This window comes from Cupriavidus sp. FW216-B1, from assembly GCF_058789195.1.
Genome location: NZ_JBYTEL010000041.1, coordinates 1,173 through 11,208, shown reverse-complemented (window position 1 = coordinate 11,208; position 10,036 = coordinate 1,173). Strand labels below are relative to the sequence as shown.

13 protein-coding genes and 1 pseudogene are annotated in these 10,036 nt (G+C 65.3%); all 14 read left to right on the top strand.

Annotated features, from left to right (window positions below; all coding sequences use genetic code 11):
• Positions 1 to 144, top strand: a pseudogene (locus tag AC3WXD_RS34645) (terminase); the annotation flags it as partial.
• A 12-nt stretch (positions 145 to 156) separates the two neighbouring features.
• Entirely contained in the window at positions 157 to 1,527 is a 1,371-nt protein-coding gene (locus AC3WXD_RS34640) for a DUF4055 domain-containing protein (RefSeq protein ID WP_492325708.1), read from the top strand.
• Between the two features lie 2 nt (positions 1,528 to 1,529).
• Entirely contained in the window at positions 1,530 to 2,594 is a 1,065-nt protein-coding gene (locus AC3WXD_RS34635) for a putative phage head morphogenesis protein (RefSeq protein ID WP_492325707.1), read from the top strand.
• 162 nt (positions 2,595 to 2,756) lie between these two features.
• Positions 2,757 to 3,539, top strand: coding sequence for a DUF6651 domain-containing protein (locus AC3WXD_RS34630; protein WP_492325706.1), 783 nt, complete (start codon positions 2,757 to 2,759; stop codon positions 3,537 to 3,539).
• A gap of 57 nt (positions 3,540 to 3,596) precedes the next feature.
• Complete coding sequence (locus tag AC3WXD_RS34625; RefSeq protein ID WP_492325705.1) at positions 3,597 to 4,925, top strand: major capsid protein; 1,329 nt, start codon at positions 3,597 to 3,599, stop codon at positions 4,923 to 4,925.
• Between the two features lie 48 nt (positions 4,926 to 4,973).
• Positions 4,974 to 5,228 (top strand): HeH/LEM domain-containing protein, encoded by a 255-nt coding sequence (locus AC3WXD_RS34620; RefSeq protein ID WP_492325704.1) that lies wholly within the window; start codon positions 4,974 to 4,976, stop codon positions 5,226 to 5,228.
• A 6-nt stretch (positions 5,229 to 5,234) separates the two neighbouring features.
• Positions 5,235 to 5,729: a DnaT-like ssDNA-binding protein gene (locus AC3WXD_RS34615; protein ID WP_492325703.1), complete on the top strand. Its 495-nt coding sequence runs from the start codon at positions 5,235 to 5,237 to the stop codon at positions 5,727 to 5,729.
• Positions 5,726 to 6,157, top strand: coding sequence for a hypothetical protein (locus tag AC3WXD_RS34610; RefSeq protein WP_492325702.1), 432 nt, complete (start codon positions 5,726 to 5,728; stop codon positions 6,155 to 6,157). Before AC3WXD_RS34615 ends, AC3WXD_RS34610 begins: the two co-directional genes overlap by 4 nt.
• Positions 6,154 to 6,528, top strand: a complete 375-nt coding sequence (locus AC3WXD_RS34605; protein WP_492325701.1) for a hypothetical protein — start codon at positions 6,154 to 6,156, stop codon at positions 6,526 to 6,528. Before AC3WXD_RS34610 ends, AC3WXD_RS34605 begins: the two co-directional genes overlap by 4 nt.
• A 167-nt stretch (positions 6,529 to 6,695) precedes the next feature.
• Entirely contained in the window at positions 6,696 to 7,103 is a 408-nt protein-coding gene (locus AC3WXD_RS34600; protein WP_492325700.1) for an HK97 gp10 family phage protein, read from the top strand.
• Positions 7,100 to 7,561 (top strand): phage tail terminator-like protein, encoded by a 462-nt coding sequence (locus AC3WXD_RS34595; protein ID WP_492325699.1) that lies wholly within the window; start codon positions 7,100 to 7,102, stop codon positions 7,559 to 7,561. Before AC3WXD_RS34600 ends, AC3WXD_RS34595 begins: the two co-directional genes overlap by 4 nt.
• A 60-nt stretch (positions 7,562 to 7,621) precedes the next feature.
• Positions 7,622 to 8,851, top strand: a complete 1,230-nt coding sequence (locus tag AC3WXD_RS34590) for a phage tail tube protein (RefSeq protein WP_492325698.1) — start codon at positions 7,622 to 7,624, stop codon at positions 8,849 to 8,851.
• Between the two features lie 134 nt (positions 8,852 to 8,985).
• A complete protein-coding gene (locus AC3WXD_RS34585) occupies positions 8,986 to 9,495 on the top strand; it encodes a Rha family transcriptional regulator (RefSeq protein WP_492325697.1) in 510 nt (169 codons plus the stop codon).
• Between the two features lie 102 nt (positions 9,496 to 9,597).
• Complete coding sequence (locus AC3WXD_RS34580) at positions 9,598 to 10,014, top strand: hypothetical protein (RefSeq protein WP_492325696.1); 417 nt, start codon at positions 9,598 to 9,600, stop codon at positions 10,012 to 10,014.
• Positions 10,015 to 10,036 lie beyond the last annotated feature (22 nt).

Here is a 10,036-nt window from a genome sequence, read left to right as displayed (position 1 = left end):
CTCGAGCAGCAGCCCTACGACAAGAACGGCGAGCCGGACAAGTCGACCGGGCACGACCACATTAACGACGCCGGCGGTTACCCGCTGGTCAAGCTCTGGCCCATCGTGAAGCGCACGGCGCAGGTAACGCCGCTGCGCGCATAACCCTACCCACCTATGGCAAACGACGTACGCAAGAAATCGGCCGCCGTCGAGGCCATGAGCGCGCCGCTGCCGCTCATCCGCGCGCTGCTTGGCGGCACTGCGGCCATGCGCGCCGCCGGAGATGCCCTGCTGCCGCAGTGGCCCAACGAGGAGGCGGAAAGCTACAAGACCCGCCTGGCCGTGGCCACCCTGTTCCCGGCCTTCCCGCGCACGGTCGAGGTGCTGGCCGGCAAGCCGTTCTCCAAGCCGCTCACGCTGAGCGACGACGTGCCCAGCCGGCTCCAGGGGTGGGCGGAAGACATCGACCTGCAGGGCCGCAACCTGCATGCCTTCGCCGCATCGCTGTGCGAGGACGCGTTGGGCGCAGGCTTCTGCGGGGTGCTGGTGGACTACCCGACCACCGAGGGCCTGCGGACGCAGGCGGATGAAAGCGCCGCCGGCGTGCGGCCGTACTTCGTGCACATCCGCCTGGATGACATGCTGGGCTGGCGGTACCGGCGCGTGAACGGGGTCGCGACCCTGACCCAGTTCCGATTCCTTGAGACCGTGGCGGAAGAGGATGGCGAGTTCGGTGAGATCATGGTGCCTCAGGTCCGCGTGCTCGCGCCCGGGGCCTGGGCCACCTATCGGAAGGTGAAGGACAAGGACGACTGGGAACTGCACGACCAGGGCACGACGACGCTGAAGGTCATCCCGTTCATACCGGTCTATGGCCAGCGCAAGGGCTTCATGATCGGCGCGCCGCCGCTGCTCAACCTGGCGTACATGAACGTCGAGCACTGGCAGTCCAAGAGCGATCAGCAGACCATCCTGCACGTCGCGCGCGTGCCCATCCTGTTCACCAAAATGCTGGGCAACGATACGGAGATCACGGTAGGCGCCAACACGGCAGTCAAGGCGGAATCGCCGGACGCGGACATGAAGTTCGTGGAGCACACGGGCAAGGCCATCGACGCCGGCCGCATGTCGCTACTCGATCTGGAAGACCAGATGCGCCAGGCGGGCGCCGAGCTGCTGGTCATCAAGCCGGGCAACATCACCGAGTCGCAGACGCTGGCCGACAACGAACAGGGCGCCTGCGCACTGCAGCGCATCGCCGGCGACCTCGAGGATGCGCTCGACGCCGCGCTGCAGCTCATGGCCGACTGGGTAGGCGAACCAGAGGGCGGCCACGTGACCGTATTCAAGGATTTCGGCGCCGCCACGCTGGCCGAGACCTCCGCCGAGCTGCTGCAGAAGATGAATGTGGCGGGCACGCTCTCGGATGAGACGCTGTTCGAAGAGATGCAGCGCCGCGGCATGATCCGTCCCGATCTGAAGTGGGAGGACGAGCAGTTGCGCATCGGCACGCCGCAGCCGGGCCGCGCGCCCGTCACTGCATAGCCATGGCGAAAAACCTGTCAGACATCATGGCCGCGCTGGCGGTCGAGAGGCAGCTTGACCTGAACCGCGTGCTCGGGCACGAGACGAACCTCGTGCTGACGGTGCTGGAGGATCTGCTGGCTGACGTGGAGCAGCGCATCGGCACGAAAGATCTGACCACCTTCCAGAAGGCTCGGCTTAACCAGTTGCTGGCCGATGTGCGCGAGATCGTGGCCGAGCGCTACGGCGACCTGCAGACGACACTGTTCGATGACCTGAAGGATCTCGCACGGCAGGAATCTCGCTGGGTACTGTCGAGCACGAACAACGCCGTGGGCGTCGATCTGATGCGCGCACTGGCGCCGCCGGCCACGCTTCGCGCGCTGGTCGATACCGGCCTGTTCCAGGGCGCGCCGCTGGGCGACTGGCTGGACCGGCAGGCTGGCGACACGGCGTTCCGGTTCGCCAACGAGATCCGGCTGGGCGTGGCCGCCGGCGAGACGAACGCCAAGATCGTGCAGCGCATCGGCGGCTCGACGCGCAAAGGTCTGGTCGGCGTGGTCGAGACCAGCCGGCGCAACGCCGATGCCCTGGTGCGCACCGCGGTGCAGACGGTCAGCGCCCGCGCGCGCAGCACGACATGGTCGGAAAACGCCGACATCGTGAAGGGCAAGCAGCAGGTCAGCACGCTCGACGGCCGGACGTCCGACGTGTGCATCGCCTATGCCGGCGCATCGTGGGACCTTCAGAACAAGCCGATCAACGGCACGACGCTGCCCTACAACGGCGGCACGCCGCGGCACTGGCTGTGCCGCAGCACGGAGATTCCGATCCTGAAGACGTTCCGGGAGATGGGGCTGGACGTCGACGAGTTCACGCCGGCCACGCGCGCCAGCATGGATGGCCAGGTGGCGGCGGACCTGTCGTTCTCCGACTTCCTGTCGAGCAAGACCACGGCCTTCCAGAACGAGGTGCTCGGCAAGGGCCGGGCGCAGCTGTGGCGCGACGGCAAAATCACGCTGGCGCAGTTGCTGGACCAGCGCGGGAACCCGCTGACGCTGGCGCAGTTGCAGGCCAAGTACGAATAGCGAACTTGCGCCAGATCGCAAGTTTGCTCACAGAGCATCACAAACAACGCCCGCTGGCCTCGGTCTGTGGGCGTTTTTCATTGCCCATCGCGGTGGATGCCGCCGGGCGCATCGCGGCGGATGCCGCACCAGCACATGGGCGGATGCCCAAGGAAAGTCACCATGCCATTCAAGTACGACGCCGACGGCCACATCGTCACCCAGGAAGTCAACGGCCAGAAGCTGCCCGTGTTCATCAATGCCGGCGGGGCGGAAACCCCCTTCGACGGCGACAGCACGGTAGCGACCATCTCCCGCCTCAACGGCGAGGCGAAGAGCCACCGCGAGCGCGCGGAGACGGCTGAATCCTCCCTGAAGACCTTCGAAGGCATCACCGACCCGGCAGCGGCCATCAAAGCGCTGAACACGGTGAAGAACCTCGACGACAAGAAGCTGGTGGATGCCGGCGAAGTCGAAAAGGTGAAGGCGGAGGCGATCAAGTCGGTCGAGGAAAAGTACGCCCCCATCGTGAAGAAGGCCGGCGACCTCGAGTCGCAGCTGAACACCCACCTCGTGGGTGGTGCGTTCGCGCGCTCCAAGTTCATCGCCGAGAAGTTCGCCGCCGAGGGCCCGGCCGGCGTGGAGATCGCGCAAGCGCTCTTCGCGAACCGGTTCAAGGTCGAGGAAGGCAAGGTCGTGGCCTACGACGCGCAGGGCGGCAAGATCTATTCGCGCACGCGGCACGGCGAACTCGCCGACGCCGAGGAAGCGATCGAGATCATGGTCGACGCGTACCCGCACAAGGCGCACATCCTGAAAGGATCGGGCGCTTCGGGCGGCGGCGCTTCGGGCGGCGGCAGTGGCAATGGTGGCAAGAAGACGATCACGCGCGCGCAATTCACGGCGCTCAGCCCGGCCGAACGGGCCGCGGCGGCCAGCGATGCGAACACGGTGATCACGGACTAGCGTCCACCCAACCGATACCAGGCCGCCGAGTGCGGCCTTTTTCATTTCGAGGTCACCATGAAGATGAAGAACCTGTTCACCAAGCTGCGCTTCCTGGCGCTGGCGGCTCTCGCGACCACCGCGGCCGTGTATCCGGCGGCCACGGTCGCCAAGGTCACGGCACGCCTGTTCGAGATCATGCAGGAGGCGGTCGTCCGGCCGCCCGAGCGCGGCATGATCGTCGGCGCGAACACGCTGACCAGCCTGATCACTACGCTGTACAACGCGCTGGACGTGGTCTCGCGCGAGCTCGTGGGCTTCATCCCTGCTGTGAGCTCGGACATGACCTACGAGCGCGCGGCCGTGGGTCAGACCGTCATATCGCCCGTCGTGCCGGCGGCCACCGCCACGGACATCACGCCGGCGGTCACGCCGCCGAACGACGGCGACCAGACCATCGGCAACGTGCCGATGACGATCACCAAGGCCCGCCGCGTTCCCATCCGCTGGAACGGCGAAGAGAAGCTCGGCCTGGACAACAACGGCGCCAGCTACAACGTGATCCTGTCGAACCAGTTCCAGCAGGGCATGCGCACGCTGGTGAACGAGATCGAGTCCGACCTCGGCGCGCTGCACGTCAATGCGTCGCGGGCCTACGGCAGCGCCGGTACGGCACCGTTCGGCAACGCCAATGACCTGACCGACACGGCCGGCGCGCTGCGTATCCTGGAAGAAAATGGCGCGCAAGGTCTGGACCTCCAGCTTGTCCTGGGCACGGCCGCGATGTTCAACCTGCGCGGCAAGCAGTCTGGCCTGTTCCATGTGAACGAGGCGGGCCGCGAGGACATGCTGCGCAACGGCATCACCGACCGCCTGCAGAACCTGGCGCTGCGCCAGTCCGCTGGCGTGAAGCGCCCGGCGGCCGGCACCGGCGCGTCGGCGACGACGAATGCCGCAGGCTACGCCGTCGGCGCGACGGTGATCACGCTGGCGTCCGCCGGCACCGGCGCCATCGTGGCCGGTGACGTCATCTCGTTCGCGGGCGATTCGAACAAGTACGTGGTCGCCTCTGGCGATACCGACGTGTCCAACGGCGGCACGATCACCCTGCAGGCGCCTGGCCTGATGCAGGCGATCCCCGCTGCCGCGACGAACATCACGGTATCGGCCATCGGCAACCGCAACATGTTCTTCGCCCGCTCGGCCATCCAGCTCGCCACGCGCGCGCCGGCGCTGCCGCCGCAAGGTGACTCGGCGGTGGATCGAATGATCATCACCGACCCGCTGACCGGCCTGTCCTTCGAAGTCTCGATGTACGCCCAATACCGCCAGATGCAGTACGAAATCGCTCTGGCATGGGGCTGCGCCGCGGTGAAGAAGGAACACATCGGCATCCTGCTCGGCTAAACCTCCCGGCCCGGGGCTTCGGCCCCGGCGCTGCAACTGGAGATCCACATGAAGACCATCAACGTGAAGCCCTGGGGCGAAGACCAGGGCGACTTCGTCGTGATCAACGAGGAAGACTTCGACCCGGACAAGCACGAACGGTACGACCCCGAGGGAGCGAAGAAGGCGGACAAGGCTCCCGGCATCGCCGATCTGCGTGCCGCACTGACCGAGAAGGGCGTCCAGATCCCCGAGGGAGCGAAGAAGGCGGACCTGCAGGCCCTGCTCGACGCCGCGAATACCCCGACCCAACCGACCGAGTAACGCCACATGGCCATCGACAGCACTCCCGGCGGCGCGGCGGCCGACAGCTACGTGTCGGTGGCCGAGGCAGACGCCTATTGGGCGAAGCGAAGCAGTTCGGCATGGGCCGCGGCAGATACCGAGTTCAAGGAAGCCGCGCTGGTGCGCGCGACGAGTTTCGTTGACGCCGAATACACGTGGAAGGGCGTGCGGCGCACCGCCGAGCAGGCGCTGGCCTGGCCGCGCTATGACATCTGCCTCGATGGCTATCCGCTGTCGCCCGACGAGATCCCGCTGAAGGTCAAGGACGCCGTCTGCGAGCTCGCGCTGCGCGCTCTGACGGGCAACCTCGCCGACGACGTGCTGCCGAAGCAGGTCATCGAGACGACCGTCGGTCCGATCACGAAGAAATACGCGCCCGTCGAGCGGAACGGCGGCCAGAAGCAATACCCCTTCGTCGACGCGCTCTTGCGGGGGCTGGTGAGCGGCGGGGGCGGGCAAATCAAACTGGTGCGCGCATGAGCGACAACGCCTTCATTCATCGCGACGCATTCAACCTGCTCTGCGAGGATCGCATCGGCTACGGCATGAGCCGGTCCGTCTTCTCCAGCCGGTTGCTTCCAGGCTGCGTGGTGAAGATCGAAGAGGGCGCCGGCCGGTTCCAGAACATCGTGGAATGGGAGACCTGGCAGCGCGTGCAGGGCACCGACTTCGAGAAGTGGTTCGCGCCGTGCCGGTGGATCAGTCCCAACGGCAGCGTGCTGGTGATGGCCAGGACTGTCCAGGCGCTGGAGTACCCGGAGAAGATGCCCGTGTTCCTGTGCGACTTCAAGCGCACGAACTACGGCATCTTCGACGGCAGACTGGTCTGCCACGACTACGGCACCAGCCTGATCTTCGAACATGGCATGTCCAAGCGCATGCGCAAAGCCGAATGGTGGGACGCATGAGCGATTTCTACGATGACATGGCAGTCGCGGCGGATGAGCTGCTGCGCGAGTTCGGCAAGCCGCTGGTGCTGCGCCGGGTGACGGCCGGCGCTTACGACCCGACGACCAGCAGTGCCACGCCGGCGGCGGTAGACCACTCGGGGACCGGCACGCTGTTCGATTTCGACCTGCAGTCGGCCGGCCAGTCCTTCGCCGGCGCCACGCTGATCCAGATCGGCGACAAGCAGTGCTTCCTGTCGCCAGTGGGTGTGCCGCTGCCGGTCACCGGTGACCTGGTGGTGGACGGCAGCGACGTGTGGCAGGTCCAGAATGTGAAGGCAGTGAGCCCGGCAGGCACGCCGGTGCTGTACGAGTTGCACCTGCGGAAATAGCGATCTCAGGCATTCCAAGAAATGATGATCAGGCAGATCACGGCGAGCAGGTAGGTGAGGGATTGCATAGACGGCTCCGGTTGTTGTGTCACATTGGGTGCCATTTTGTTTTCATCCCTGTTGCAGGGCTGCTTGTCGGCCGGCCAGGATATCGCTCGGGATAGTTGATGGCCCAGAATGATCTCTTCCGCCGTCAGTTCGCGGCGTTCGTCTCGCGCGCGAAGGGCAATCAGGAGCAGGTCGTGCGCGCCGTCGCGCTCCGGATCTTCTCAGCGCTGGTGCTGCGCAGCCCGGTCGACACCGGTCGATTTCGCGGCAACTGGCAACTGCAATACCGGCTCCCGCCCAGCACCCTGAACGTGTTCGACAAGTCGGGCACGGCCACCATCGCCGGCGTATCCATGCCGCTGGCCGGTTTCCGGGTCGGCGACACCATCTACATGGTGAACAATTTGCCGTATGCCGTGCCGCTCGAGTATGGCCACTCGAAGCAGGCGCCAGCCGGCATGGTTCGCATCACCGTGACCGAATTCGACCAGTTCCTCACCAAGGCAGTCGGAGACCTGAAGACATGAGCAATGCACTGGTGCGCCGCGGCCTGGAGACGAGGCTGAATGCCATGGCGCCCGCGCTGGCCACGGCCTGGCCGAACGTCTCGTTCAAGCCGACGCCGGGCGTACCGTATCAGCAGGTGCACCTGATGTTCGGAGCGCCGGAGAATCCCGCCTATGGCGCCTACTACCGCGAGGTCGGCGTCTTCCAGGTGTCGATCATGTACCCGCAGGGTACGGGTCCGGCCGCCGCGGATGCGCGTGCCGCAGCGATCCGCGACTGGTTCAAGCGCGGCACGACGATCCACGTCTTTCCGGATGGGTCGTCCATGGTTCTGGACTTCGTCAACCAGACCTACCAGGCGGACCCGGGCATCGACGTGGTCATCCAGCGCACGCCGGCCATTGCCGACGGGTACGAGGATGGCGACCGCTGGCGCGTGCCGATCAGCATCCCCTTCTTCGCCAGCACCAGCGCCTGACTCTGCCCGACATCATCAACGCCTCGCCTTGCGCGGGGCTTTTCTTTTTGGAGCAAGGAAATGCCCATCGCAAAAGGGTTGTTCAAGCAGCTGCGCTACAAGGTGCAGTCCGGGCAAGGTGTCGCCGCCGGCGCCAGTGGCGGCCAGATCCTCCGCCGCGTCACCTCTGACCTGTCGCTCAACAAGGACACGTACCAGTCCGAGGAGATCCGCAGCGACCAGCAGATCGCCGACTATCGTCATGGCGTGCGGCGCGTCGCCGGAACGATCAACGGCGAGATCTCGCCGGGCACTTATACCGATCTGATCGCTGCGATCCTGCGCCGCGACTTCGCGGCCGTGACGCCGATCACTGCCGCGAGCATCACCATCGGGCTGGGCTCGCTGCTGGGCGCCATTCAGACCTACACGGTGGGTCGCGCGGCCGGTTCGTACCTGACCGACGGCATCAAGGCGGGCGACGTGGTGCGCCTGACCGCCGGCGGCTTCAATGCTGCCAACCTGAACAAGAACCTGCTGGTGCTGGCGGTCACCGCGCCTTCGCTGACCGTCATCCCGCTCAACGGCGTGGCGCTGGTCGCCGAAGGGCCCATCAGCAGCGCCACGGTGTCGGTGCCGGGCAAGAAGACGTTCGTGCCGACGAGCGGCCACCTGGACAAGTACATCACCTTCGAGCACTGGTTCGCGGACATCGGCCAGTCCGAGTTGTTCTCCGACTGCAAGCTGGCGCAACTCGATGTCAATTTGCCGGCGACGGGCATGGCGACCATCGCTGCGCAGGTCCAAGGCATCGACATGACGACCGCGACGGCGGCCTACTTCACGGCGCCGGCGGTCGAGACGACATCCGGCATCGTCGCGGCCGTGAATGGCGTTCTGACGGCAGCAGGGGTGCCCGTCGGCCTGCTGACAGGCATGAGTGCTTCGATCAACGCGAACCTGACCGGCGACCCGGTGGTCGGCCAGAACACGGTGCCCGATCTCTACCCTGGCCGCGTGGTGGTCACAGGCCAGATGACCGCGTACTTCCAAGACGCGACGCTGCGGGATGCGTTCATCAACGAGACAGAACTGGGCATCACCGCGGTTCTGGCGACAACCAACGGCGCTGCCGCGGATTTCATCGCGATTACCATGTCGCGCGTGAAGCTGGGTGGTGCGGCCAAGGACGACGGAGAGAAGGGCCTGATTCAGACCATTCCGTTCCAGGCGCTGCTGAATGGCGCCGGCGGCGCGGGCGCGGCGAACGAGAAGACCACGATCTCTGTGCAGGACAGCCTAGCCGCCTGATCAAGGTCAGCGACAGATGAGCCGCCGCGGGCGGCTTTTTGCTTTGCGCTGCGGATAGGCCGACGGGCCGAACACACGCTTCCCTGGGCGTGCTTCCGCAGCCCCTCATCTCCAGGGCTGCTCAGGGGTTCCCGATGAAAGACTTTCCGTTTCCTCTTGTGGTGCCGATCGATGGCGAGGCGCGCTCCTCTTCCGAGATCATCGCCAAGGGCGTTGGCATTCAGCACAAGAACATGCTCGGGCTGATCCGACGCTACGTGATTGATTTCGAGCAGTTTGGCCCACTCGCGTTTCAAACGCGATTGGCGAAGACGCCGCAGGGCGGCGGCCGGCCAGTCGAGTTCGCCATGCTCAATGAACACCAGGCGACTCTGCTTCTGACATTCATGCGCAACTCGCCCAAGGTGGTCGAATTCAAGATCGCGCTCGTCAAAGAGTTCTTCCGCATGCGTGACGAGTTGCAAGGGCGGAACAAAGACCTGTGGCAGCAGATGCAGGCGCTCATCTCCAAGGAGGTGGAGTCCAAGATGCGGGCATCGTTCGGCTCACACCTGATGCTCGAGCGGAAGCGCGAATTGCCGACCTTCGATGCCGAGCGAGAATTGCTCGAAAGCCAGATTCAACCGTCACTCCTCACTCACTGAGCCCCGCACCGACGGGGCTTTTTTTTTCGGGACAGCGCTCCCACCCTAGGGACCTTTGCGGGCCGGCAATGATGCCGGCCCGCTCTTTTTTGGAGCATGCAGATGGAACAGAACACGGTGGCGCCGACGCGCTCGATTGCCTCGCTCAACCTGGTGCAAGCGAGCGAAAGCGGCTTCGAGTTCGAAGTCAAGAATTCGGCCGGCATCGGTCTTGGCGTCTTCATCACCGTGCGCGGAGACCATTCGGACGTGGTGCGAGCGGCCTCTCGCCGTGAGATCAACGCATACCGCGAACGCGCATACCAAGCATCCAAGAACAGGGAGAGCATGCCCCCCGAGCCGGTCGAAGACGATGAGGCGAAGGCAATCGAAGGGGCGGTGCTCCGCATCATCTCGTGGCGCGGGCTTGACGAGTCGTGCTCTCCGGAGAATGCCCGGTTGCTCTGTACCGTCAACCCCGAGGTGCGCGCGCAGGTCTACGCGGCGGCGGCACAGTCGGCAAATTTTCTGAAGGTCTGACGGACGAGATCGTCGATTACGC

What these genes read in the sequence shown, in the direction of transcription:
- AC3WXD_RS34610 (WP_492325702.1), top strand. Translation starts at nt 5,726, where the DNA reads ATGAGCGACAACGCCTTCATTCATCGCGACGCATTCAACCTGCTCTGC.
- AC3WXD_RS34625 (WP_492325705.1), top strand. Translation starts at nt 3,597, where the DNA reads ATGAAGATGAAGAACCTGTTCACCAAGCTGCGCTTCCTGGCGCTGGCG.
- AC3WXD_RS34620 (WP_492325704.1), top strand. Translation starts at nt 4,974, where the DNA reads ATGAAGACCATCAACGTGAAGCCCTGGGGCGAAGACCAGGGCGACTTC.
- AC3WXD_RS34640 (WP_492325708.1), top strand. Translation starts at nt 157, where the DNA reads ATGGCAAACGACGTACGCAAGAAATCGGCCGCCGTCGAGGCCATGAGC.
- AC3WXD_RS34580 (WP_492325696.1), top strand. Translation starts at nt 9,598, where the DNA reads ATGGAACAGAACACGGTGGCGCCGACGCGCTCGATTGCCTCGCTCAAC.
- AC3WXD_RS34635 (WP_492325707.1), top strand. Translation starts at nt 1,530, where the DNA reads ATGGCGAAAAACCTGTCAGACATCATGGCCGCGCTGGCGGTCGAGAGG.
- AC3WXD_RS34590 (WP_492325698.1), top strand. Translation starts at nt 7,622, where the DNA reads ATGCCCATCGCAAAAGGGTTGTTCAAGCAGCTGCGCTACAAGGTGCAG.
- AC3WXD_RS34605 (WP_492325701.1), top strand. Translation starts at nt 6,154, where the DNA reads ATGAGCGATTTCTACGATGACATGGCAGTCGCGGCGGATGAGCTGCTG.
- AC3WXD_RS34595 (WP_492325699.1), top strand. Translation starts at nt 7,100, where the DNA reads ATGAGCAATGCACTGGTGCGCCGCGGCCTGGAGACGAGGCTGAATGCC.
- AC3WXD_RS34600 (WP_492325700.1), top strand. Translation starts at nt 6,696, where the DNA reads ATGGCCCAGAATGATCTCTTCCGCCGTCAGTTCGCGGCGTTCGTCTCG.
- AC3WXD_RS34630 (WP_492325706.1), top strand. Translation starts at nt 2,757, where the DNA reads ATGCCATTCAAGTACGACGCCGACGGCCACATCGTCACCCAGGAAGTC.
- AC3WXD_RS34585 (WP_492325697.1), top strand. Translation starts at nt 8,986, where the DNA reads ATGAAAGACTTTCCGTTTCCTCTTGTGGTGCCGATCGATGGCGAGGCG.
- AC3WXD_RS34615 (WP_492325703.1), top strand. Translation starts at nt 5,235, where the DNA reads ATGGCCATCGACAGCACTCCCGGCGGCGCGGCGGCCGACAGCTACGTG.